This window comes from Comamonas serinivorans (assembly GCF_002158865.1).
GTDB classification, from domain to species: domain Bacteria; phylum Pseudomonadota; class Gammaproteobacteria; order Burkholderiales; family Burkholderiaceae_C; genus Comamonas_E; species Comamonas_E serinivorans.
This window is the reverse complement of sequence record NZ_CP021455.1, coordinates 2,715,502-2,739,928: the sequence shown is the minus strand read 5'-3', so window position 1 is coordinate 2,739,928 and position 24,427 is coordinate 2,715,502. Positions and strand designations below refer to the sequence as shown.

At 68.2% G+C, this 24,427-nt stretch carries 19 protein-coding genes and 1 pseudogene; 9 read left to right on the top strand and 11 right to left on the bottom strand.

Annotated features, from left to right (window positions below):
- Window positions 1-19: 19 nt before the first annotated feature.
- Complete coding sequence (locus CCO03_RS11560) at window positions 20-826, bottom strand: outer membrane protein assembly factor BamD (protein ID WP_087281188.1); 807 nt, start codon at window positions 824-826, stop codon at window positions 20-22.
- Between the two features lie 59 nt (window positions 827-885).
- Between CCO03_RS11560 and CCO03_RS11555 the strand changes: the two genes are divergently transcribed.
- The 3 genes from CCO03_RS11555 (at window position 886) to rluB (ending at window position 4,955) form a co-directional block, all read left to right on the top strand.
- The gene (locus CCO03_RS11555) at window positions 886-1,902 is read left to right on the top strand and encodes an RluA family pseudouridine synthase (protein ID WP_087281186.1); all 1,017 of its coding nucleotides are present in this window, start codon (window positions 886-888) and stop codon (window positions 1,900-1,902) included.
- 206 nt (window positions 1,903-2,108) lie between these two features.
- Window positions 2,109-3,302, top strand: a complete 1,194-nt coding sequence (gene scpB / locus CCO03_RS11550; RefSeq protein WP_087281184.1) for an SMC-Scp complex subunit ScpB — start codon at window positions 2,109-2,111, stop codon at window positions 3,300-3,302.
- A 6-nt stretch (window positions 3,303-3,308) separates the two neighbouring features.
- Window positions 3,309-4,955, top strand: coding sequence for a 23S rRNA pseudouridine(2605) synthase RluB (rluB, locus tag CCO03_RS11545; protein WP_087281182.1), 1,647 nt, complete (start codon window positions 3,309-3,311; stop codon window positions 4,953-4,955).
- 706 nt (window positions 4,956-5,661) lie between these two features.
- On the opposite strand, the gene CCO03_RS11540 is transcribed toward rluB, so the two are convergent.
- From CCO03_RS11540 to CCO03_RS11520, 5 genes are all read right to left on the bottom strand, one after another.
- Window positions 5,662-6,333: a GntR family transcriptional regulator gene (locus tag CCO03_RS11540; protein ID WP_087281180.1), complete on the bottom strand. Its 672-nt coding sequence runs from the start codon at window positions 6,331-6,333 to the stop codon at window positions 5,662-5,664.
- A gap of 234 nt (window positions 6,334-6,567) precedes the next feature.
- Window positions 6,568-7,566 (bottom strand): Bug family tripartite tricarboxylate transporter substrate binding protein, encoded by a 999-nt coding sequence (locus tag CCO03_RS11535; protein ID WP_087281178.1) that lies wholly within the window; start codon window positions 7,564-7,566, stop codon window positions 6,568-6,570.
- Window positions 7,567-7,685: 119 nt separating this feature from the next.
- The gene (locus tag CCO03_RS11530; RefSeq protein ID WP_087281176.1) at window positions 7,686-8,693 is read right to left on the bottom strand and encodes a Bug family tripartite tricarboxylate transporter substrate binding protein; all 1,008 of its coding nucleotides are present in this window, start codon (window positions 8,691-8,693) and stop codon (window positions 7,686-7,688) included.
- 73 nt (window positions 8,694-8,766) lie between these two features.
- Window positions 8,767-10,311, bottom strand: a complete 1,545-nt coding sequence (locus tag CCO03_RS11525; RefSeq protein WP_087281174.1) for an acyl-CoA synthetase — start codon at window positions 10,309-10,311, stop codon at window positions 8,767-8,769.
- A 118-nt stretch (window positions 10,312-10,429) separates the two neighbouring features.
- Window positions 10,430-11,569 carry an acyl-CoA dehydrogenase family protein gene (locus CCO03_RS11520; RefSeq protein ID WP_087284592.1) on the bottom strand — a complete coding sequence of 380 codons (1,140 nt, stop codon included), beginning with the start codon at window positions 11,567-11,569 and terminating at the stop codon, window positions 10,430-10,432.
- Between the two features lie 346 nt (window positions 11,570-11,915).
- Between CCO03_RS11520 and CCO03_RS11515 the strand changes: the two genes are divergently transcribed.
- Together CCO03_RS11515 and CCO03_RS11510 are read left to right on the top strand one after the other, a co-directional pair.
- Window positions 11,916-12,155: a helix-turn-helix domain-containing protein gene (locus CCO03_RS11515; RefSeq protein ID WP_087284590.1), complete on the top strand. Its 240-nt coding sequence runs from the start codon at window positions 11,916-11,918 to the stop codon at window positions 12,153-12,155.
- Window positions 12,156-12,363: 208 nt separating this feature from the next.
- Entirely contained in the window at window positions 12,364-14,454 is a 2,091-nt protein-coding gene (locus CCO03_RS11510; RefSeq protein ID WP_157667655.1) for an IPTL-CTERM sorting domain-containing protein, read from the top strand.
- 462 nt (window positions 14,455-14,916) lie between these two features.
- Here the strand turns inward: CCO03_RS11510 and CCO03_RS11505 are convergent, their stop codons facing one another.
- Complete coding sequence (locus CCO03_RS11505; RefSeq protein ID WP_236903786.1) at window positions 14,917-16,683, bottom strand: sensor histidine kinase; 1,767 nt, start codon at window positions 16,681-16,683, stop codon at window positions 14,917-14,919.
- Between the two features lie 74 nt (window positions 16,684-16,757).
- On the bottom strand, window positions 16,758-17,456 hold the full coding sequence (locus tag CCO03_RS11500) for a LuxR C-terminal-related transcriptional regulator (RefSeq protein WP_087284589.1): 699 nt from the start codon (window positions 17,454-17,456) through the stop codon (window positions 16,758-16,760).
- Between the two features lie 226 nt (window positions 17,457-17,682).
- Between CCO03_RS11500 and purH the strand changes: the two are divergent.
- The 4 genes and pseudogenes from purH (at window position 17,683) to CCO03_RS11480 (ending at window position 22,017) form a co-directional block, all read left to right on the top strand.
- Window positions 17,683-19,289 (top strand): annotated as a pseudogene (gene purH, locus CCO03_RS11495) (bifunctional phosphoribosylaminoimidazolecarboxamide formyltransferase/IMP cyclohydrolase).
- 119 nt (window positions 19,290-19,408) lie between these two features.
- Complete coding sequence (locus tag CCO03_RS11490; protein ID WP_236903785.1) at window positions 19,409-19,855, top strand: c-type cytochrome; 447 nt, start codon at window positions 19,409-19,411, stop codon at window positions 19,853-19,855.
- A 314-nt stretch (window positions 19,856-20,169) separates the two neighbouring features.
- Window positions 20,170-20,550 carry an aspartate 1-decarboxylase gene (panD, locus tag CCO03_RS11485; RefSeq protein ID WP_087281165.1) on the top strand — a complete coding sequence of 127 codons (381 nt, stop codon included), beginning with the start codon at window positions 20,170-20,172 and terminating at the stop codon, window positions 20,548-20,550.
- Window positions 20,551-20,817: 267 nt separating this feature from the next.
- Complete coding sequence (locus CCO03_RS11480; protein WP_087281163.1) at window positions 20,818-22,017, top strand: low temperature requirement protein A; 1,200 nt, start codon at window positions 20,818-20,820, stop codon at window positions 22,015-22,017.
- 185 nt (window positions 22,018-22,202) lie between these two features.
- On the opposite strand, the gene CCO03_RS11475 is transcribed toward CCO03_RS11480, so the two are convergent.
- The 3 genes from CCO03_RS11475 to CCO03_RS11465 all read right to left on the bottom strand — a co-directional run bounded on the left by CCO03_RS11475 (window position 22,203) and on the right by CCO03_RS11465 (window position 24,424).
- Window positions 22,203-22,943 (bottom strand): ABC transporter ATP-binding protein, encoded by a 741-nt coding sequence (locus CCO03_RS11475; protein ID WP_087281161.1) that lies wholly within the window; start codon window positions 22,941-22,943, stop codon window positions 22,203-22,205.
- Between the two features lie 61 nt (window positions 22,944-23,004).
- Window positions 23,005-23,979, bottom strand: a complete 975-nt coding sequence (gene corA, locus CCO03_RS11470) for a magnesium/cobalt transporter CorA (RefSeq protein WP_087281159.1) — start codon at window positions 23,977-23,979, stop codon at window positions 23,005-23,007.
- 91 nt (window positions 23,980-24,070) lie between these two features.
- Complete coding sequence (locus tag CCO03_RS11465; protein ID WP_087281157.1) at window positions 24,071-24,424, bottom strand: hypothetical protein; 354 nt, start codon at window positions 24,422-24,424, stop codon at window positions 24,071-24,073.
- Window positions 24,425-24,427 lie beyond the last annotated feature (3 nt).

The window sequence follows — 24,427 nt, the reverse complement described above, 5'->3', positions numbered from 1 at the left end:
GCTCAGGCCGGCAAGGGGCTCACCAGACCTTCCACCATGGGCCCGAGTCGCGCTGCATGCCTTTGGTCAGCACGGTGCTGTTGGGGTAGGTTTTTTCGAGCACGCGGCGGGTGTCGTCGCGCAGCTGCTCCATGCCCAGCGCATCGTAGGACTTGACCAGGATCTCGAGGGCTTCTTCCAGCGCGGGTGCATCCTGGTAGTCGGTGATGGCCACTTGCGCGCGGTTGATGGCGGCCACGTAGGCGCCCCGCGAGAAGTAGTAGCGGGCCACGTGCACCTCGTACTGCGCCAGGGCGTTGATGATGTAACGCATGCGCTCGGTGGCATCGGGCGTGTAGCGCGAATCGGGGAAACGCGTTGCCAGTTCCTTGAAGGCCTCGAACGACTCCTTGGCCGCGCGCTGGTCGCGCTCGGACAGATCTTGGCGGGAGACGAAGGAAAACAGCCCCAGGTCGTCGTTGAAGTTGACGATGCCCTTGAGGTAGAGGGCGTAATCGACAGCCGGGCTGGCGGGGTGCAGCTTGATGAAGCGGTCCAGGCTGGCGATGGCGGATGCCTTGTCGCCACCGCGGTACTGGGTGTAGGCTTTTTCGAGCTCGGCCTGCTGGGCCAGCGGTGTGCCGGCGGCGCGGCCTTCCAGGCGCTCGTACAGCTCCACCGCCTTGTCGTAGTTGGCGGAGCGGGCTTCGTCCTTGGCCTCAGAATAGATGCGGTTCGGACTCCACCCCACGGTTTGGTCGACGGCGGGTTTGGAGGCGCATCCTGCCAGCGCCAGAACGGCCGTCAGGGACAGGACAGACAAAGCCGATAATTGGGGCTGACGCATGGGCACTCAATCTCAGATATCCACAGCCTTTTGATTATATCGACCCCCCATTTCCTCCGGTGACGAAGTTTGACAATGCCCCCGACGGCCTGCTGCCCGACGGTGATGCCGAGACCCCTGACACCCCCGGCAGTGAACGCGAGACGCGGCTCCTGCCCGTCACGCCGGAGCTGGTCGGCCAGCGTGCGGACCGGGTGCTGGCCGAGCTGGTCCCCGAGTTTTCACGCTCCTACCTGCAGCAGCGCATCGACGACGGCGCGGTGCGCATCGGCCTGCCGCACGCCTTGCAACCGCTGCGCAAGCCGGCGCAGCGGCTCAAGCCCGGCGAGTTGCTGGAGGTGGACCTGGAGCCCACGGCCCAGTCGCAGGCCTACCGCCCCGAAGCGATGGACCTCGTCACGGTCTACGCCGACGAACACCTGCGCGTCATCAACAAGCCGGCCGGCTTGGTGGTGCACCCGGCCCCCGGCAACTGGCAGGGCACGCTGCTCAATGGTCTGCTGGCGCTCGATGCCCAGGCGGTCAACCTGCCGCGCGCGGGCATCGTGCACCGGCTGGACAAGGACACCAGCGGCCTGATGGTCGTCGCCCGCACGCGCCAGACCATGGAGGCCCTCGTGAACGCCATCGCCGCCCGCGAGGTCCGGCGCGAATACAAAGCCCTGGCGCACCGACCCTGGAGCGGACCGGCCGAGCGCGTGGTCAACGCCGCAGTCGGTCGCGACCCGCGCAATCGCCTGCGCATGGCCGTGGTCGATCTGGTGCGTCAGCCGGGCAAGCCGGCCCACACCACGTTTGCGCTGCAGCGCAACTTCGACGAGGCGTGCCTGGTCCAGGCCAAGCTTGGCACGGGCCGCACCCACCAAATCCGCGTGCACATGGCGCACCTCGGGCATCCGCTGGTCGGCGACGCGGTCTATGGCGGCCAAGCCCGCTGGGGCTTGAACCGCCAGGCGCTGCACGCCTGGCGGCTTGCGTTCACGCACCCCGTCACGGGCGAGGCCTTGGCGTGGGAGAGCGAGTTGCCCGCTGACATCCAGGCGGCCTTGCAGGCCCTGGGGCTGGCCAGCGCCTGAGATTGCGCCCGCGCAAGGTAGGTTGAAGCGTTTCGACCTGGCACCGGCACGGTGTCTCATTACAATGGGCACCTTGCAGCGCCTGCCAACCGGGCGCACGAGAGCTTCAGCGGGCTCCATCAGGCCAAGGTCATCACCGGCCGCATCGGGCGACACACGTGACGCCGCACGCCGCTCCCCGCGGCCAACCCCTATCGTTCCTGCGCATGAACAGCATCGCAGCCAAGCAAATTCTGGAAACCGCACTCCTGTGCAGCCTGCAGCCCGTCAGCCTGCGCGACCTGCGCACGCTGTTTGGCGACGCCGTGAGCGCCGACACGGTGCGTGGCCTGCTCGAAGACTTGCAGCTGCAGTGGAGCCAGCGCGGGCTGGAGCTGGTGCAGGTGGCGTCGGGCTGGCGCTTTCAAAGCCGGCCGCAGATGCGGGAATACCTCGATCGCCTGCACCCCGAAAAGCCGCCGCGGTACTCGCGGGCGGCGCTCGAAACCCTGGCCATCATCGCCTACCGCCAGCCCGTGACGCGCGGCGACATGGAAGACATCCGGGGGGTCACCATCAACACCACGGTCATCAAGCAGCTGGAAGACCGGGGCTGGGTCGAGGTCATCGGACACCGGGAAGGGCCGGGTCGGCCGGCGCTGTACGCCACCACGCGCGCCTTTCTCGACGACCTGGGCCTGGGCTCGCTCGAAGACCTGCCCACGCTGGAGCACAGCGAGGCCGTCATGGCCAAGGTGATGACCCGGCTGGGCGACGAAGCTTCGGCAGAGCTCTTTCCCGAAGCGGCCGCGGGCGCCGGTGGGGCGCCGGACGATGCGCTGCCGGGTGAGGCAGCAGTTGATGCGGCACCCGTCGTCACGTTCGTTGATGCGTCCGTCGACGCGGGCGCACCCTCACACCCCCAAAATCTCGCCATGGACGGGCAGGACATGCCCGAGCCGGTGGCCGAGGACGCCGCCAGCCAGACCCCTGTGCAACCCGCGCCGGTGATGCAAGGCGCATCGCCACCGGACCCGGAGCCGACGAGCCACCCGCCGCAGCCTGAGGCCACCGTGCCCTCCGAACCTTGGCACGCTGGCACAGAGGGCCAGCAGCCCGCGTTGCTCCCTGCATCCAGCGCTGAGCCGGTCTGCGAGGATCTTGCCGAGCCGCCTGCCGAAGCCATGGCGGACGGCGAGCCTGACCCGCCCGTCACACCCAACCCTGCAGCCCAGGCGCCTTCGGCTGCGTTCAACGAGCGCACGAGCCCACCTCACGACCTGGCTCCTGAGCCGGGACTTCAGCCAGTCGAGCGTCCGTCCACGTGGACGGCCACTTCTGTTTCACACCTTTCCGATCCGGCTGCGCCGGCATCGTCTCCCGCAGCCTCCCAAGGGCGCGACGACCCAACCGAGCCCTGACCCGCCATGAGCACCGATTCTTCCCCTGACACCCCCAAGTCGATCGCCGATCCTGCTGCATCCAGCGACGGCGTGACGCCCACGCCGCCATCGGGCGAGCCGCCGCAAGAGGCTGCGCCGGCCAAGCGCCGCCGCGGTCCCGCTGCGCGCCGCGCCGAAGCCGCCCTGCGCGGGCCCAAGCCTGAGCGGGCTTCGCAAAAAAAGCGAGGGTATTCGCAGGTGCCGATTGATGGATCATCGGAAGGGTCTGATACCCTGTTGGATGAAGTTGGCATCGACGACGCGGACGCTGACGAATGGCATGACGAGTCCTCTGACGATCACGCCGACGAGGCCGCGGCGCAACCGCGGGACTGGGACGCCTTCTCGGCCATCACCTCGGGCGCGTTCGACAAGCAGGCCGCCAGCACGCAAGCCCCCAAGCGGGTGCTCGCGCCCCAGGCCGATGCCCCCAAGCTGCACAAGGTGCTGGCGCAGGCTGGCATGGGCTCGCGCCTGGAGATGGAGCGCCTCATCACAGAAGGGCGCATCTCGGTCAACAACGAGCCCGCGCACGTGGGCCAGCGCATCCAGTTTGGCGACGTGATCAAGGTGAACGGCAAGCCGGTGCGCGTGCACATCGCGCCGCCGCCGGCCCGCGTCATCGCCTACCACAAGCCCGAAGGCGAGGTGGTGTCGCACAACGACCCGCAGAACCGGCCCACCGTGTTCCGCAGCCTGCCGCGGCTGCCCACGGGCAAGTGGCAGTCGGTCGGGCGCCTGGACTTGAACACCGAAGGCCTGCTGCTGTTCACCAACTCCGGCAGCCTGGCCAACCGGCTGATGCACCCGCGTTTCGGCTTGCAACGCCAGTACGCCGTGCGCGTGCTGGGGGCGCTGTCAGACGATGAAAAGCAGCGCCTGCTGGACGGCGTGCAGCTCGAAGACGGCCCGGCCCAGTTCTCCGCCATCGAAGACGGTGGCGGCGAGGGCGCCAACCAGTGGTACCGCGTCACCATTTCCGAAGGCCGCAACCGCGAAGTGCGCCGCATGATGGAGGCCGTGGGTCACGCCGTCAGCCGCCTGATCCGCATCCGCTACGGCGCCATGCTGCTGCCGCGCGGCCTGCGCCGCGGGCATTGGATGGAGCTGGACCACCGCGACATCCGCGCCCTGACCGAAGCCGTGGGCCTGCCGCAGGTGGGCCACGAGGTGCCGGCCCATGTGGTGCGCAAGGCGCAAGAGGTGCAGTCCATGCGCAACAAGCGGGGCCGCAACGCCGACCGCAGCGGCCGTGGCGGCGGGCCGCGGCCTTCGAGCGGTCCGCTGTCGCAGCGCGACCAACGCATGGTCCAGGCCCGCGATGCCCGCATCCAGAACGCGCGCGACGGCTTCACGCGTCCCGACCGCGAGGCCCGCGGAGAGGGTCCCGGCGACGAGTTCGTCGACCGCCGTGTGGCCGAGGGCCGGGGTCGCCGCGCGCCCGGCCAGGCCGGCCGCGGCCGTGGCGCGGGGGGGCAGCCCGATCCGCTGCGCACCTCGCAGGGCTACATCGGCGCCGACAGCTTCTTCCGCCAGCGCAAGAACGATGGCCCCCGCTCGGGTGGTGGCGGTCGGTCGGGCGGTGGACGCACCGGTGGGGGACGCTCGGGCGGCGGGCGAGGCCGGCGCTGACGGTGTCCACCGACCGGCGCAAGGCGGCCGTGAGTCAGCGCGGTCTCAAGCGCTGCCATTGATGGTCAGACGACTGGATCGATTGACAGAGTATCCGAATTGAGTGAGGTATGGGCGGATGATCGATGCATTTCAATCGACTATGGCGGGATACTCCGCGATGGTCAATCGATGGCCACGGGCTTGGGTGGCCAACCGGCTGGCTGCTCGTTGATCGGGGGCGAGCCGTGTTCACCTGCAGGTGAACCCTGACTGAAAAGAATGGCCTGAAGCGCATGTCGACCCATGTTGTCGACGCGCTGCCCTGGGCGATCGAGCGCTGTTTTTCCCACCGCCTCGGATCGACTGATGATGGAGCGGGTCCACCACGCTGATGCGTCGGCGGGAGCAGCCAGTCCCGATGTGCCAATGCCGTCAAGCCGCTGATGCGCCGCACGTCTAAGGCGCGCCTGGCCCGCGTTGCCCGCTATCGCGTGAGCCAGTACAGGGCAACAGTCGATGAGAATTGAACAAGGAGAGCAAGATACTCCTGACCGCCGAGGCTGAGGGGCGCGACGGTTGCAAGCTGCCGAGCTACCTGCCGGTGAGGCAGTGGTGTGCAAGCGGTCGGTGGACTCGTGAAGGGACCAGACGCTGTGCGACTGCGCGTGATTCCAGTTTCAGGGGATGCGGCAAGACGCTTGGCCGGCCCGACGCGAGCCGTGGGTCAGTGGCCCTTGGTCGCGGCCAACTGGCGCGCGTGCACAGCCAGCACGATGCGCTCGGAGTGCGTGAGGTAGTCGTGCAGCGCCTGCGCGGCCTGGCTGAACTGGTTGGCCAGCACCAGCTCCAGGATCTCCTGGTTGCGGTCCACGTAGGGCGCGTGCAGGAACTCGGGGTCGTGCATCAGGCCGAAGGCCAGGCGCAGTTCGGCCAGCACCTGCGCAAACCAGGTGTTGGTGCGTTCGCTGTCGGCCAGCTCGACGACGGCCATGTGGAAGTCCATGTTGCTCGAGCCCACGGCATTCCAGTCGCGGACCTCGCGCGCGGCCAGCGCCTGCTCCACGGCGCTGCGCATGCGCTTTTTGGCCGGGTGCAGCGGGTAGGCCTGGGCCATGGCGTGGCACTCGACCATGCGGCGCACGCGGTAGATGTCGATGATGGCCGCCATGCTGGGCATGCCGACGAAGACGCCGCGGTTGGGCGTGTGGGTGAGCAGGCCGTCCTTGGTCAACAGGCGAAAGGCTTCGCGCAGCGTGTTGCGCGACACGCCCAGGCGCTCACACAGCGTGGACTCGGACAGGCGTTGGCCCGGTGCAAAAGCGCCGTGCATGAGTTCGGTGCGAAGGGTGTCTGCGACCTGGTCGGCCAGGTTAGCGGGAGCGTCTGCAGGCGGCATGGCGGCGGGAAAAGGGCTTGCGCTCGGAGGGAGGGGAGGTCCGACGATACCGCAGACGGTACGGGCATCGCCGGCTGCCCAGCGGCTGTGCTCTGGCGGTGGGCCGGCCCCCTGGCTGGGGAACCTTGTGCCGAGCCGGCACATGAGGGGGTGACGCGGCGCGCTACATCGCCCCGCGCCAGGGGAGGATGGGCCGACACGGCAGACGCCCTGCGTGGGGCCTGCCGCCGACCGTCACTGAATCTTGGCGTCGGCCAACTCGATCAGGTTCTTCCAGATCGGCACATCGTGCTTGTAGCGCTCCATGTTCTTGGCCGGCGAGCTGTCCAGCGTCGGCTCAAAGCCCATGTCGCGGATGCGCTTTTGGATCGCCGGATCGGCCATGGCCGTGTGAATGGCCGCCGCCAGCTTGTCGATGATGGGCTTGGGCGTGGCCGCCGGTGCGATGAACCCGGCCCAGCCCGACATGCGGTAGGGCGCATCCGTCAGGCCCTGCTCGGCCAGCGTCGGCACATTCGGCAGTGCCGCCATGCGCTTGGGACCGGACACCCCCAGGTACTTGAACTTGCCGGACGCCACATGCGGGCCCATGTTCATCACGCTGCCAAACGCCAGCTGAGCCTCACCGCCCAGCATGCCCTGGATCATCGGCGCCTCGCCCTTGTAGGCCACATGCGTCATGTCGGCCCCCTGCTGCTTGTTCATGTACGCCATCACCACGTGCCCATACGAGCCCGTGCTGTACGAGCCATACGACACCTTGCCCGGATTGGCCTTGGCATACGCCGCAAACTCCTTGGCATCCTTGTACGGCGCCTTCGCATCGGCCGTTAGCACCACCACCCCCTCCATCACCTGGGAGACGTAGGTGAAATCCTTGTCCGGGTTGTAAGGCAGCTTGCTGTAGACGAACTGATTCGCGATCACCGCACCGCTGAGGATCAGCGAAATCGTGTAGCCATCGGGAGCGGCCTTGGCCACCGCATCGGTGCCGATGATGCCGCCCGCGCCCGGGCGGTTGTCCACCACGAAAGACTGGCCCAGCTGGGCGCCCAGCTTCTCGCCGATGACACGCGCCATGATGTCGGTGGCGCCGCCTGGGGGCATGCCGACGATCACACGCACGGGGCGATTGGGGTAGTTGGCGGCGGCGTCCTGGGCGCTGGCATGGCCTGTAACGAGCAGGGCGGGCAGGGCCAGCGCAAGGGCGCGGCGCGATACGGCAATGAACATGGTTGGCAGTGAGTCGGAGTGCGGGGCTAACCGCTTGGGTTGGTGCGCAACAAGCGCGAAACCAGCGCTTCAACCGCAAGCGCTGGCAGGTAAACAGAAAGAGGGCAGGCGTCAGTGCATCAGTTGGCCCTGGCGCCCGAGAGGTCGACGAGTTTTTTCCAGATCGGCACATCGGCCTTGTAGCGCGCCAGCGCCTCGGCCGGCGTGCCGTTGGTGACCACCTCGTTGCCGAAGCCCATGATGCGGGCCTGCACGGCCGGGTCCTGCAAGGCCTTGTGGGTTTCGGCGACCAGCTTGTCGATGATGGGTTTGGGCGTGCCGGCGGGCGCCGCGATGCCGGTCCAGCCCACCATCTTCAGGGGCACCTCGTCCAGGCCTTGCTCGGCCAGCGTGGGCACATTGGGCAGGGCCTGCAGGCGCTTGGGGCCCGTCACACCCAGGTACTTGAGCTTGCCGGCCTTCACGTGCTGTTCGGAGTTCGCCACGCTGACCAGGGCCAGCTCGACCGAGCCGCCGACCAGGTCCTGCAGCAGCGGTGTTTCGCCCTTGTAGGGCACGTGCGTCATCTGGCCGCGCTGCATCTCGTCGATGTAGGCCATGATGACGTGGCCGAACGAGCCCGTGCCATACGAGCCGTACTTGACCTTGCCGGGGTGGGCCTTGATGTAGTCGGCGAATTCGCGGGCGGTGGCATACGGCGTCTCGGGCCGCGCGGCCAGCACCACGGCGCCATTGGTCAGGTGCGTGATGAGCGCGAAGTCTTTGTCCGGGTTGTAGGGCAGCTTGTTGTAGACGAACTGATTGGCGGTGAGCGTGGCGCTCAGGAACACCGAGATGGTGTAGCCATCGGGCGGCGACTTGGCCAACGCATCGGCACCCATGATGCCGCCGGCGCCCGGTTTGTTGTCGACCACGAAGGACTGTCCCATGGACTTGCTCCACTTCTCGCTGAGCACGCGCGCGATGACGTCGGTGGCGCCGCCCGCGGCCCAGCCCACGATCACCTTCACCGGGCGGTTGGGGTAGCTCGCGGCGTCCTGGGCCGGCGCGGGCGCCTGCGCCATGGCGGTGCTCATGAGGGCCAGGCCGGCAGCCAAGGCCCAGGTGGTCCTGCGGATCGCGTTCATGGGTCTCTCCTCGTTGGGTACTGCATGAAAAACGGGTCCGGCAGCCCGCCCAGGCCTGCCACGCGCGCTGGCGTCAGATGATGCTGGTGGCGCGGCCAGCCCAGTAGGGGTCGCGCAGCAGCCGCTTGTAGAGCTTGCCGGTGGGGTGGCGCGGCAACTCGTCCATGAAGTCCAGCGTCTTGGGCGACTTGATCGACGACAGGTTCTGGCGGCAGAAGTCCATCAGGTCCTGGGCCAGGCTGTCGCTGGCTTCGGCCGGGTCGCGCAGCTGCACCACGGCCTTCACTTCTTCGCCGAAATCCTCGTTGGGGATGCCGAACACGGCCGCGTCCAGCACCTTGGGGTGCGTGACCAGCAGGTCTTCCACCTCTTGCGGGTAGATGTTCACCCCGCCCGAGATGATCATGTAGGCCTTGCGGTCGGTCAGGAACAGGTAGCCGCCTTCGTTGACGTAGCCCACATCGCCCAGCGTCGTCCAGCCCTTGGGGTGGCGCGTTTCAGCGGTTTTCTTGGGGTCGTCGTGGTAGGTGAATTCCTTGCCCTCGCCGAAGTAGATGGTGCCGACCTCGCCCGTGGGCAGCTCGTTGCCTTCGTCGTCGCAGATGTGGATCACGCCCAGCACGGCCTTGCCCACGGTGCCCTTGTTGGCCAGCCAGCCCTCGGCGTTCACCAGCGTCAGGCCGTTGCCCTCGGTGCCTGCGTAGTATTCCCAGATGATGGGGCCCCACCAGTCCAGCATCTGCTGCTTGACCGGAATCGGGCAGGGCGCGGCCGCATGGATGGCGAACTTGAGCGACGACATGTCGTACTGCGCGCGCGTGGCCGGGTCCAGCTTCAGCATGCGCACGAACATGGTGGGCACCAGCTGCGAGTGCGTGATCTTGTGCGTGGCCACCTGGCGCATGTAGTCCTCCGCATCGAAATGCGGCATCACGTGCACGGTGCCGCCCAGGCGGGTCACCGTCATGCAGTAGCGCATGGGGGCGGCGTGGTAGAGCGGCGCGGGCGACAGGTACACCGTGTCGGTGTTCATGCCAAAGTAGTTGGCGCAGATCTTGGTCAGGGTGCCGACGTAAGCGATGTCGTCGGACTCGGGCGGGATGAACACGCCCTTGGGCTTGCCGGTGGTGCCGCTGGAATACAGCATGTCGCCGCCGCCGCGCTGGTCGGCGATCGGGGTCGTGGGCTGCTTGGCCAACTCGGTGGCGAAGTCGTCATAGCCCGGTGCGGGGCCGTCGATCATCAGGCGGTTGGGCACGCCCGCCTCGATGCGGGGCAGGATGGCGGCCGCCACATCGCCATAGGCCTTGGACGTGAGGAACAGCTTGGCGCGCGAGTTCTCGAGGATGTAGACCACCTCTTCGGTCTTGAGCCGCGTGCTCAGGGCCGTGAAGATGATGCCGGCACGCTGGGCGCCCCAGGTGGCGACGAAGAATTCCAGCCGGTTTTCCAGCATCAGCGAGATGTGGTCACCGCTTTGCACGCCCCGTGCGCGCAGCAGCTGGGCGAACTGGTTCGAGCGTTCGTCGAGTTGGCGGTAGGTCAGCGTTTCGCCCGTTTCGGCCATGACGTAGGCGGGCTTGTCGGGGAAATTCTGGGCGTGAAGGTAAGGGTGCATCTTGTCTCCTGCAAAGCGTCGTTGTTGTGGATGCGGTGGCCTGTTTAAAGGCAGTATGGCGCAGTAGCCGTTTGGTTTAAAACGGCAGTGCAGCCATACTGCCTGGCGATCGGCGCGATCAGATGTTGCGCGCGATCAGCTCCTTCTGCACTTCGCTGGTGCCGCCATAGATGCGGGCCACGCGCGTGTCCACGTACGAACGGCAGATGCGGTACTCCATCATGTAGCCGTAACCGCCGAAGAACTGCAGCAGCTCGTCCAGGCACTTGGTCTGCTCTTCGGTGGCGAACAGCTTGGCAATGGCCGCTTCTTCCAGCGTCAGCTTGCGCTTCATGTGCTCGACCAGGTAAGCATCCACCATCATGCGCACGGCGGTGATGCGCGACTTCACCTCGGCCAGCTTGAACTTGGTGTTCTGGAAGTCGAACAGCGGCTTGCCGAACACCATGCGCTCCTTGGTGTACTTCACGGTTTCGGCGAAGCAGGCTTCCAGCGTGGCGGCGGCGCCCACGGCGATGATGAAACGCTCCTGCGGCAGCTCCTGCATCAGGTAGTTCATGCCGCGGCCTTCTTCACCCAGCAGGTTGCTGACGGGCACGCGCACGTCGTCAAAGAACAGCTCGGCCGTGTCGGCGGCTTCCTGGCCCATCTTGTTGAGCTTGCGGCCACGGCGGAAACCGGGGCGGTCGGTCTCGACCAGCACCAGCGACACGCCCTTGCCGCCGAGTTCGGGGTTGGTCTTGCAGACCACCACGACCAGGTCGCAGTTCAGGCCGTTCGAGATGAAGGTCTTGGAGCCATTGATCACGTACTCGTCGCCATCGCGGATGGCGGTGGTGCGCACCGATTTCAGGTCCGAGCCCGCGCCGGGTTCGCTCATGGCCACGGCCAGGATGACCTCGCCGGTCACGCACTTGGGCAGCCATTTCTTCTTTTGCTCTTCGGTGCCCAGGCGCTGGATGTACAGCGCGATGATGTCCGAGTGCAGCTGAAAGCCCAGGCCGGACACGCCGGCGTAAGCGGCTTCTTCGACCAGCACGGCGGCATGGCCGAAGTCGCCGCCGCCGCCGCCGTACTCTTCGGAGATGCCCGTGCACAGCAAGCCTTCACGGCCGCCTTTGAGCCAGGTGTCGCGGTCGGTCTTGCCGGCCTCGTTCCAGGCGTCCTGCTTGGGCAGGCACTCGGTGTCAAAAAAGCGGCGGGCCGAAGCGCGCAGCATTTCGTGGTCGTCGCGGAAAACGGTGCGCGGGAAGGTCAGCAGGGTGTCTTGCATGGTGATGAAATCAGCGAAAAAAGCCAAGAGACGGCATCCGAACAGGTGGCATGGCCGTCGCGTGACGCATGCTAGCCGCGGGTCCGCCGCAACCATGTCACCGGGGCGCTAAGCCTTGTCGCACGGGGTTTTTCAGGCATGAAACCGAGGGTTTTCTCGGGGGTGAGGCGGCGACCTCGGACGCTGTCGCCGGCGGCGGGCGAGTGGTGCGGGCCGCTGCCTCGGGGTCGGGGAAAGGCGGATGGCGTGCTGAAAAAATGTGCAGTTAGAATCGGCGACTTTTTTGCGCCACGCCGGGTGGCTTTGCCCAGCCCGGATGACCGCCTGCGACATGAGCAAACAATCGATCGACGAGTGTGTGAAAGACAGCCTGCAGACCTATTTCGAGGACCTGCGCGGCATCGAGCCGGATGGCCTGTATGACCTGATCGTCAAGGCCGTCGAACGGCCCATGCTCGAGTTGGTGATGAACAAGGCCGGCAACAACCAGTCGCGCGCCGCCCAGTGGCTGGGCCTGAACCGCAACACGCTGCGCAAGAAGCTGCTGGAGCACCGCCTGCTGGCCGATTGAGGTGAAGGGTTGGCGAGGCGTTCGCCGTCTCGCAGGGCGGGAGCCTGACCCGCCTGTGCCCTCCCGACTTGGGGTGCGGCTGTGGCGGTCGAAGCACGCCAGCCACCGAATCACTGATTTACGGGATGTGCGGGCCGTGGTCTCTTCCTAGCATGGGGCGATGTCCACCTGAGCCAGGGCGCGCGCCCGCGCCAGGCCCCTCATCGCCATGCCTCCTTGTTCTCACGCCCTGGCCTTGCTCGCAGCAGGCCTGTTGACCGCCGCCAGCGCCCAGGCCGCCGTCTGCCGCGTCAGCCCCACCGGCACCGCCGGTAACGATGGCGCGCTCTGGACCACGCCCAAGAACCTGGCGAGCGCGCTGGCCACCGCCAGCTGCACCGAAGTCTGGCTGGCCCCTGGCACTTACACCGGCGGCTTGGTCATCAACCGCAACCTCGTGCTGCGTGGTGGTTTCGCGGGCACCGAAGCCGCGGCCAGCGACCGCGTGACGCCCATCGATCCTGGCCTGGCCGTGCTCGATGGCGGGGGTGCCCAGCGGGTGTTGACCCTGGACGGCACCACCGCGGGAGGCTCGATCACCGCCGACACCGTGATCGAAGGCCTCACCATCCAGAACGGCAGCAACCTGACCGGCTTCGGCTGGGGCGGCGGCGCGTACTGCAACGCCAGCCTGTTCAACGTGAACCGCAGCTGCAGCCCCCGCATCCAGCGCGTGCGCTTCCTCAACAACACGGCGCGCTACGGCGGCGCGCTGATGCTGGATGCGGGGACGAACGCCCGCGGCACGGCCAGCCCACAGCTGACCGACGTGGTGTTTGACGGCAACACGGCCACCGCGGTAGGGGGCGCCGTGTACAGCTACGCCAACGTGGACGGCCAGGCCCACCCCGTCATCACGGGCGCCACCTTCAGCAACAACCGCGCGCCCAATGGTGGCGCGATCTACAACAGCAGCGGCAGCGCGGGCGCCCCGCAGGCCAGCCCGGTCATCACCAACGCCACCTTTGTCAACAACGCCACCACCGGCACGGGCGTGAACGGTGGCGGTGCCATCTACAACCAGGGCAATGCGGGCACCAACGCCATGCGGCTGACCAACGTCACCTTCACGGGGAATGCCGCGCTGGGCCTCAACCACATGGGGGGCGCCATCTACAACCAGGGCAGCAACGCCAGGCCGATCGTCACCAACGCCATCTTCTGGGACAACCAGGCCAGCAACGCGGCGACGCAGGACATCTTGGGGGGCGCCGCACAGATCTCGCACAGCATCGTGCAGAGCGGTTGCCCGGCCAGCGCCACCTGTGCCAGCGTGCTGACCGGCGATCCGCTGCTCGGGCCCCTGGCCGACAACGGCGGCCTGGGGCAGACGCGGATGCCTGGCCTGGCGGGGGCGGCCATCGATGTGGGCGATGCCGGCCTGTGCCCGGCCGTTGACCAGCGGGGCGCTCTGCGCCCACAGGGCGCAGGGTGCGACCTGGGCGCGGTCGAGCTGCCACAGGCGCCGCGCCAGGTGCTCAGCGTGGCCGTCACCGGCGAGGGCACGGTGAGCGACGCGGCCAGCGCCATCGCCTGCACGGCCAGCGGGGGCACCTGCAACGCCAGCTACACCTCGGCCGTTGGCGTCAGCCTGTCCGCCGTGGCGGCGGCAGGCCACCATTTCAGCGGCTGGGGCGGCGACTGCAGCGGCACCGGCCCTTGCAGCCTGACCATGGACGTCAACCGCAGCGTCACGGCGCTGTTCGAGGTCAACCGCTACACCGTGACCCCCGCAGCCGGCGCAGGCGGCAGCTTGAGCTGCCAGGCCGCCAGCGTGGACCACGGCGCCAGCCTGTCCTGCACCGCCGTGCCCGCACCGGGCCACACCACCGCCCTCATCAGCGGCTGTGGCGGCACCCCGTCGGGTGCGGGCGAGAACGCGTACACCACCGGGCCGATCACCGAGGCCTGCACCGTCACGGCCCAGTTCCTGGCCAACAGCTACCCCGTCGTCGCCAGCGTCAGCCCCGCTGAAGGCGGCACCTTGCTGTGCCCGGCGAGCGTGAGCCACGGCGACAGTGCCAGCTGCACGGCCACCGCCAACACCGGCTACCGCCTGGTGGGCTTCACCGGTTGCGACGCCGTGAACGAGCACACGTGCACGCTGTCCCCGGTCACCGGCCCGCGCAGCGTGGTCGCCACGTACGCGGTCGTCGCGCCGACCCCGGTGCCCGTGCCGGCGCTGGGCCCCTGGGCCCTGGCCATGTTGACGGTGTTGGCGGGCGCGGTTGGTTTGCGTCGCGCACGCCGCAAGGGCTGACGCACACCACCGGCATGTAGACATGGTATGGCGGCATTGTCGTTTTGAGATGAACGCCAAGGTGGCCATGCTGCACGCATGCTGTGGAGGAGGTGGCACGCGTCAGGGTGAGCAGGCCGTTGAAGAGCCTGGCGCTCGTTGGGAGCGACGCGCACCTTCGAACGCCGACAGCGGCGACCGCAACTTCTGCCACAGGCGTCTGGAACGCGTTGGATCGCCAGCCGCGCGCGGTGCGACACAGGCCTGCGGGCACGTTGGCCACCGTGTTCCAAGGTGGTCCGGTCAAGCGCCCACGCGCGCCCCACGAAGGCCGCTGCGTGCTTTGGGTGCCGGCTGAATCGGTCAGCGAATGATGCTCATGGAGTATGGCTTGGTGCTCGTTTTAACTGAATCGAGAAAATGACCATACTGCTTAATGGTTCGTTGCAGCACGCGCATCGAGCCAGCCGCCACGGTGCTGCCTCAGGCGCCGGCGTCGGTCGAGGCCGCCGGCTCGGGCCAGGGCATGCGCAGCCTCACTTCGGTGGCCCGGCCGGACGAGTGGATGCGGAGTTCGGCCTTCAGCCGCTGGGCGCGGGCCTGCATGCTGTGCAGGCCGGTGGCGCCCGGCGAGCCGCGGGTGGACGGGTCGCTCAGGCCGATGCCGTTGTCGCGCACGCTCAGGACCAAGTGGCTGTCCTCGCGCACCAGCGCCACGTCCACGCGCGTGGCCTGGCTGTGCTTGAGCACGTTGGTCAGGGCCTCCTGCAGGATGCGCAGCACGTCCAGGCTTTGGGTGGTGCTCAGGTGCAGGCGGTCGATGTGGGCGACCTGCCAGTGCACGTCGATGCCGTGCAGCTCGAACAGCCGGCTGCAGCGGTGGCGCAGCGGCGCGAGCAGGTCGGCCAGCATCAGCTCGCCATATTGCTGGGCGGCGGCGGTGTCGATGATCAGCCGCAGGTCGTCGCGCATGCCGCGCAGCATGTCCAGCACCTCGGTCGGCTGCACCGGCTGGTGGCGGCGCTCCAGCGTGTTGATGTGGCCGATCAGCATGCTGCCCAGGCCGTCGTGCAGGTCATGCGCCAGGTTCACGCGCTCGCCCAGGCGGGCGTGCAGCAGCGCCAGTGCGTGCTGGTGGGCCAGCGAGGCGGCGAGGTCGGCCCGCGCCGCCGCCACGCTGTGCTGCAGCTCGTCGGCAAAGCTTTCGATGCGCCGCGTGTTGGTCACGAAGGTCCAGGCCAGGGTCAGCGCGATGCCGACGGTGGAGAGGGCGTCGGTGTAGGGCGCCAGGTAGAAGTTGCTGTCCACGATGCGGGTGAACACCAGCAGGTCGTTGACCATGGCCGCGGCACTGGCCAGCGCCGTGAGCGACAGCAGCCGCTGGGGCAGGGTGCCCCCGCGCCACCAGGCCAGCGTGACGAAGACGCCGGCGATGGCGAGCAACAGGGCCGACGAGGCCCAGGCCATGACGTTCCGCATCGTCCGCAACTGCTCATGCGGGGCCAGCAGGGTGGCCGCGCAGAGCAAGCCGATCAGCAGCCACAGCACGGCCTCGCGGCGCGGCCAGCGCTGGCCCATGAAGCGCAGCACGAACATGGCATTGCAGCCATGGAACAGCACGTAGGCGATGGAGACCACGGCGGCCCAGGTGTCGCTGTGCGTGAACGGCCAGGGGCTGGTGGCCACGAAGTTGGCGGTGAACACGAAGCGTGCCGCTTGCTGCGCGCCATACCAGCCATAGGCGGTTTCGCGCCGCCGCATCAGCCACAGCGCGATGAAAAAGGCGCCCAGCGTGGCGCAGATGCCCAGGCTCAGCCAGTTCAGGCTCTGGCGGGTCAGCCAGGCGTCGCGCCAGGCGGCATGCTGCGGGCCGGGCGGCCCGATGGTCACAGGCCCCAGCGCCGGCTGGTACAGGTGGTAGCCGCTGACGCGGATCAGCAGTTCATTGCGGCCGGTGTGCAGCACCGGCGCCGGCAGCAGCACGAAACGGGGCCGGTTCCACGAGCGCGACAGCGGCTCCACCAGGTGGTCGTCGCGCTGCAGCTCCACGCCATTGACGGTGATGACGGCGGCCTGCATCACGAAGGGGATGTACAGGCCCTGCGTCTGCGGCGCGCCCTCGATGTCCCAGCGCAGCCGGTACCACACCACGCCGTCGTGGCCCGGCCAGCGGCGGGTCCAGTCGTCGGGCGTGCGGGCGGCTTCCCAGCCGGTGGCGGGGGGCGCGGTGTCGTGCCAGTCGCCACGCACCGCTTCGACCGTGCCCGGCCAGGACTGGGCCTGCGCGCCCTGCAGAGCCGGGCACAGCCAGAGCAGCAGCGCCGCTAACGCAACAAGCCACGCGCGCGGGCGCGATGCACGGCCTGGGTGCGCGAGTTGACGGCCAGCTTGTCGTAGATGTGCCGGATGTGGGTGTCGATGGTCCATCGGGAGAGGTGCAGGCTGTCGGCAATCTCGCGGTTGCTCATGCCCGTGGCGACATGGTGAAGGATCTGGCGCTCGCGTTCGCTCAGCGCCTCGCGCAGTGCGGGTGCCGTCGGCTCCGCAGGCGCGGGTGGGTTCGCCTGAGGATTGGCCAGCGGGTTCGCCAGATCGAGGATGCGCCGCGCGATGAAGGGGTCGATGGGCGCGCCGCCTTGCAGCACGTTGCGGATGGAGAAGGCGATCTCGAGGTCGTCGCGCTCTTTCAGCACGTAGCCGTTGGCCCCGGCGCGCAGCGCGCCCAGGATCATCTCCTCGGTGCTCCAGGCCGAGATGACCAGGATGGGCCACGCGGCGCCGCGCTCGCGCAGCCAGCTGATGAGGTCGATGCCGCTGCCGTCGGGCAGGCCCAGGTCCACCAGCGCCATGGCCCTGGGGTGCAGCGTGCCATCGGGGGCGGTCGCCAGGTTCCGGCACTCGGCCAGCGAGCCCGCATGCTGCAACTGATCGGCGGTGATGTCTGCGGTGGCCAGCACATCGCTCAGGCGCGCGAGCATGGGCGGGTCGTCTTCGACCAGGAGGACGCGGGGCGGGCAGGGCATCGCGCGATTGTGGCGCAGGGGCTGGGTGCTGCCATCCCGCATTTGCGGGATGCGGCGCAGCGGACACCGTGGTCTGGCGTGGGGACCGGCACGCTTTAAAATCTCGGGTTTCCCCCCAGCGCCCGCGCCTTGACCCGTTTCCGGGGCGACCGGGGCCGCCTTCCCGCCAACCTTCACAGTGAGCCCGAGCCTGACCGCGCCACGCCGCCGCCGGGCCACCACCGCCATGACCGTCAAAACCGCCCTGATTTCCGTTTCCGACAAAACCGGCATCGTCGAGTTCGCCCAAGCCTTGCACGGCCTGGGCATCCAACTGCTGTCGACCGGCGGCACGGCCAAGCTGCTGGCCGATCAGGGGCTGCCCGTCACCGAAGTGGCCGAGGTGACCCAGTTCCCCGAAATGCTCGATGGCCGCGTCAAGACCCTGCACCCCAAGGTGCACGGCGGCTTGCTGGCCCGCCGTGACCTGCCTGCGCACCAGGCTGCGTTGCAGGAGCACGGCATCGGCACCATCGACCTGCTGGTCGTCAACCTGTACCCGTTCGAAGCCACCGTGGCCAAGCCCGGCTGCACGCTGGCCGATGCGATCGAGAACATCGACATCGGCGGCCCGGCCATGGTGCGCTCGGCCGCCAAGAACTGGGCCGACGTGGGCGTGCTGACCGCCGCCGACCAGTACGACGCCGTGCTGGCCGAGCTGAAGGCCACGCAAGCCCAGGGCTGCAAGCTCAGCGACGCGCTGCGCTTTTCGCTGTCGGTCGCTGCGTTCAACCGCATCAGCCAGTACGACGGGGCCATCAGCAACTACCTGTCGTCCGTGCAGCTCGACGCCGCCAAGCTGGCCGAGACCTACGTGCCCGAGCGCGCCCAGTTCCCGGGCCAGTTCAACGAGCAGTACGTCAAGGTGCAGGACCTGCGCTATGGCGAGAACAGCCACCAGCAGGCGGCCTGGTACCGCGATGTCCACGTGGCCGATGGTTCGCTGGCCACGGGCGTGCAGCTGCAGGGCAAGGAGCTGAGCTACAACAACATCGCCGACGCCGACGCCGCCTGGGAATGCGTCAAGAGCTTCGAGGGCCCGGCCTGCGTCATCGTCAAGCACGCCAACCCCTGCGGCGTGGCCGTGGGCCAGAACGCGCACGAGGCCTACAGCAAGGCCTTCCAGACCGACCCGACCAGCGCCTTCGGCGGCATCATCGCTTTCAACCGTCCGGTGGACAAAGCCGCGGCCGAAGCCGTGGCCAAGCAGTTCACCGAGGTGCTGATGGCGCCTGACTTCTCGGCCGAGGCGCTCGAGATCTTCAAGTCCAAGGTCAACGTGCGCCTGATGAAGATTGCGCTGCCGGCCGGCTATGGCGCCGTGCGCAACGCGCTCGAAACCAAGCGCGTGGGCTCGGGCTTGCTGGTGCAGTCGGCCGACAACCACGAGCTGCAGCTGGCCGAGCTGAAGGTCGTCACCGTCAAGCAGCCCACCCCGAAGAGCTGAATGACCTGCTGTTTGCCTGGAAGGTGGCCAAGTTCGTCAAGTCCAACGCCATCGTGTTCTGCAAGAACGGCATGACCATGGGCGTGGGCGCAGGCCAGATGAGCCGCCTCGATTCGGCGCGCATCGCCAGCATCAAGGCCGAAGCGGCCAAGCTCAGCCTGCAGAACACCGTGGTCGCGAGCGATGCCTTCTTCCCGTTCCGCGACGGCCTGGACGTGGTGGTGGACGCGGGCGCGACCTGCGTCGCCCAGCCCGGTGGCTCCATGCGCGACCAGGAGGTCATCGACGCCGCCAACGAGCGCGGCGTGGCCATGGTCTTCACCGGCGTGCGTCATTTCCGCCACTGATCCGTTACTCAGCCGTCACGCCGCCCCGATGCCGTGTTGCATTGGGGTATGCCGCAGCGGGCGATGATTTGCTGACGCAAACATCGCCATGCTGCCGACCACCCTGGATGGACACGACCGTGAGTACCTTGCCACCCGACGACGACCACGACGCACCGCGCCCCAGATGGGTGGGCGTGCTCATCGTGGTCATGATGGTCTTGATCACGCTGGGCGTGGTCAACGTGGGCTGGCGCATCCTGCAGAACAGCCCGGCCGAGGAGGCCCAGGCGCAGCGCGTGTCGGCCGACCCGGAACTGCAGCGTGGCCTGGCCCTGGCCCAGGCCAGCGACTGCGCGCGCTGCCACATGGTCGATCGCAAGGCCGTGGGGCCGGGCTACGTGGCGATTGCCGAGCGCTATGCGGGGCAGGCCGATGCCGTCAGCCTGCTGGCCGGCAAGATCCGCAGCGGCAGCGTGGGCACCTGGGGTACGGTCATCATGCCGCGCCACCCGCAGATCAGCGACGCCGACGCCACGCTCATCGCGCGCTGGGTGCTCAGCCACGCGGAGGCCGGCAAGTCCTGAGGCCAGGATATGCGGTTGGGGTACACCTGGCCAGCCGTTGACATGTGAACGGCGGACGGGGCATACCGCATGTGCTTGCCGGCGCGGCCAAGTTGACTTCCAATCTCGCCCCAGCATGTCTTGTCGTCGCACGCGGGGTGACCCACCACGCGCCCGCGAAACGGCTCGCGGCAGGGCGTCCGCCCGTGTCCGGACACGCCGCCCGGAGCGGGGTTGCCGGGCCGACTCGCCCTGATCCGGTTGCCGCCGATCCGATTCACCCTTGAACGCCGTCCCGACGGGACGCACCACACCCACATCACAGGAGATTTCCCATGTTCCGCACCATGCTCAAGTCCAAGATCCACCGCGTCAAAACGACGATGTGCGAGCTGCACTACGAGGGGTCCTGCGCCATCGACGAAGACCTGCTGGACGCGGCCAACATCGCCGAGAACGAGCAGGTCCACATCTGGAACATCGACAACGGCGAGCGCTTCGTCACCTACGCCATCAAGGGCGAGCGCGGCAGCGGCATGATTTCCGTCAACGGCTCGGCCGCGCGCCGCGCCGCCGTGGGCGACCTGCTCATCATCGCGGCCTTTGCCCAGGTGCACGACGACCAGGTGGCCGCACACCAGCCGCAGCTGGTGTTCGTGGACGAGCACAACCGCCAGACCGAGCTGCGCCACAAGGTGCCCACGCAGATGAAGTGAGGCGCGGCCGCTGCCCCAGTCGGGCGGCGGTCCGTGCCCGCGCGTGCACAGGCGGTGCGCCGCGGGCACTGTGGTGTGCCGGCCTCAGCCCGGCGCATCCAGGCGTGGCGGGGCACCCAGGCGCAGGGGCCCGGGCGTATGATTTCAGCGCGCCGTTGCAGCGCGCGCGGGGCCTTGTGGACGGGGTCACCGCGTTGAGCTGAAGTCGCCTCGATCAGGCCCACTGTCGCGGCCCTGGCCTGGCCGCTTCGGCAGGGAGGACATGCCATGACCGCGTCGAGTTCAGCCACCCAGCACCCCTTGTTGCGCCACCGCGATGGCCACCATGCGCGGGTCACCTTCGAAGAACTGTTCTTCGACCTCATCTACGTCTTTGCGGTCACGCAGCTCAGCCATCAGCTGCTGCATGGCCTGTCGCCGCTCGGGGTGCTGCAGACCCTGGTGCTGTGGTTCGCCGTGTGGCTGGGCTGGCAGTACACCTGCTGGGTGACGAACTGGTTCGACCCCGAAACGCCGCGCATCCGCACCCTGCTGTTCGGGCTGATGCTGGCGGCGCTGGTGATGGCCGCCGCCATCCCCGAGGCGTTCGGCGAGCGCGCCTGGGTGTTCGTGCTGGCCTATGTGGCGATTCAGGTGGGGCGAACGGCCTACATCCTGATCGAGCTGGGGCCGAATCACGCGCTGTCGGCCAACTACCGCCGCATGCTGGGCTGGGTGTCGATTGCTGCGGTGTTCTGGGTCGCCGGGGCCATGGCGGACGGCGGCTGGCGCATCGGCCTGTGGGTGGTGGCGGTGCTGTGCGAGTACGTGTCGCCCATGTTCGGCTTTGCCTTGCCGGGGCTGGGGCGCTCGCGTACGCAGGACTGGACCATCGAAGGGGGGCACCTTGCCGAACGCTGCCAGCTGTTCGTGATCGTCGCGCTGGGCGAAACCCTGCTGGCCACGGGCGCCACGCTGGCCGGGGCCGAGGCCTGGAATGCGCCCATGCTGTCGGCCATGCTGGCCACCTTCCTCGGCACGCTGGCCATGTGGTGGCTGTACTTCGGCATCTCCAGCAAGGACGCCAGCCAGCGCATCACGGCGTCGGACGATCCGGGTCGCATCGGGTCCTACTTCCACTACATCCATGCCGTCCTGATCGCCGGCATCATCGCCTCGGCCGTGGGCAACGACCTGGTGCTCGCGCATCCGCACGACCTGCCCAAGCTGGCCTACGCCCTGGTGCTGTCGGCCGGTCCCATGATCTACCTGCTCGGCAGCGCCGTGTACAAAAAGGTGGTGTACGGGCGCGTGCCGCCGTCGCACCTGGTGGGCATGGCCGTGCTGGCGGCGCTGGTGCCCCTGGCCTCGGCCTGGAGCCTGCTGACGCTGGGCTGGCTCACCAGTGCGGTGATGCTGGCCATCGGCGTCTGGGATGGGCTGCTGTACCGCCGCGACCGATCCCAGGCTGTAGCCAGCCACGGCTGAGCCCCTGGCCGGAACGCCTCCAAAGCCTGAGCCATACGGCGCGCCGGCCTCTCCTGGCCAGGCGTTGCGCCTGCTGCTGCGGGAATGGCGCTGCGCTGCAGCTTGACGGGTCGGCCGCCATCGCCATCCAAAGCCAAGTCAGGCCAGGCGAGATGGCTCCCTGAACCCTGCACGCAGGTGGCGCATCAACGCTGCGCCGCAAAGGGCGGCTGTGCCACCACGCCGTGTGCCGTCAGGCGCAGCACGCGGTCGGCCCGTTGCGCGGCGCTGTCGGCGTGGGTGACCATGACCAGGGTGGCGCCGGTGGCGCGCACCTGCTGCACCAGCGTCTGCAGCACGGTGGCGGCCGTGTCGGGGTCGAGGTTGCCGGTGGGCTCGTCGGCCAGCACCAGCGGGGGCCGGTGGACCAGGGCGCGCGCGATGGCCACGCGCTGCAGTTGACCGCCGCTGAGTTCGCGCGGCAGGCGGTGGCCCAGGGCGCCCAGGCCCACGCCGTCCAGGGCGGCCTGCACGCGCTCGTCCATGGCCCGGGCGCTCAGCTCGGGCGCGGAGCCGGGCGTGCCGCGGCCCTTTGCGGCCTCGTGCACCAGCAGCAGGGGCAGGCGCACGTTCTGGGCCACGTCCAGGTGCGGCAGCACATGAAAGGCCTGGAACACAAAGCCCACGGCGTGGCGGCGCCAGTGGGCGCGCTGGGTGTCGTTCAGCTGCGCCAGGTCCTGCCCCGCCACGGTCACGGTGCCGTCTTGCCAGGTGTCCAGCCCGGCCAGGCAATTGAGCAGGCTGGACTTGCCCACGCCCGATTCCCCCATCAGCGCCAGGAATTCGCCGCGTTGCGTCTCGAAGCTCACCTGCTCGAACACGGGGGTGTCGCCGTGGCGTTTGGCCAGGGCGTTCACCTGCAGCATGGGCGCGGGGGCGTTCGTCATGTGAATAGCAGTATGGGGTGGTTGTCGATGTGAATGAAACGGAGATTGGCCTGTACTGCCCTCAAAGCCATTTGGCACGGCGAAACCGCCAGTACACGTAAGCGCAGACAACGCCGATCAGCACCAGGGCAACCGGATAGCCATAGCGCCATTTCAGCTCGGGCATGAATTCGAAGTTCATGCCCCACACGCCGACGAAGGCGGTGCAGATGGCGAAGATGGCCGCCCAGGCCGCCAGGCGTTTGTTCACCTCGTTGTCTTCGATGGCCACCATGGACAGGTTCACCTGCATGGCGGTGGCGATGGTGTCGCGCATGGATTCGATGAGGCCGTTGATGCGCACCAGGTGGTCGTTCACGTCGCGAAAGTAATGCTGTGAGCCGCTGCAGATCTGGGGCACCCGGCCGCCATGCAACTTGGCCGCGGCCTCGAGCAGCGGCGCCACGGCGTGCTTGAGCACCATGACGCGCTGCTTGAGCCGGTACAGCCGCTTGATGCTGTCGCGCGCGGCGCGCTGGGTGAAGATCTGGTGTTCGGCGTCTTCCAGCTCGGCCTCCAGCGTCTCGATGACGGGGAAGTAGCGGTCCACCACCGCGTCCATCAGCGCATAGAGCACAAAGCCCGAGCCGTGCTTGAGCAGCTCGGGCTCGTGTTCGCAGCGTTTGCGCACGCCCAGAAAGCCCTGGCGGCTGCGGTTGCGCACCGAGAGGATGTAGTTGGGGCCGACGAAGATGTCGATCTCGCCGAGGTTGACGTCGTCGGGCTGCGCGGGGTCGGCCTCGACCAGGTGCAGCACGGCGAACAGCGACTGGCCGTACTCCTCGATCTTGGGGCGCTGGTGGCCATTGCGGGCGTCTTCCACGGCCAGCTCGTGCAGGTCGAACACCTGCTGCATGACCTCCAGCTCGGCCGGCGTGGCGTCGGCCAGGGCCACCCAGACGAAGCAGCCGGGCCGGGCCAGGTAGTGGCCGATCTGGTCGGTGGCGATGTCGGCCAGTTTGGCCCCGTCTTCGTAGGCAACGCAGTTGATCAGCATGGCACCCCCTGTGAAGCAGTGAATGAGGTCGATGGTGCCATGAACGCCGCTGGCGTCCGGCCGGGGGTGGCCAGGCCGCGCTGGCGCGGCTTCAGGGCCGGAACAGGCCCTGCGGCTCCGGCAGCGGCTCGGTCCGCAGCACGGTGCGCGAGCCGTCGCGCGCCACGCGCACCAGCTCGCGCTTGCCGCTGCGGCACAGCACGAAGGCCGGGTTCAGCTCGCCCTGGCTGTGGCGCAGGCAGTCGGCCTTGCTGCGGCCGGGCGTGGTCACCCAGCTGGCCTCGGGCTCGGGCGACAGGGCTGCCCCCATGGCGCTGCGCTGGGCCTGTTCACGCCAGCCGGCCAGCGGTGGCACATGGGGGTCCAGCCAGCGTGTCCACCAGGCGGTGGCGGCCAGCGCCAGCACGGCGAGCAGCAGCACGGTGAGCCAAGTGGGGCGTGTCATGCC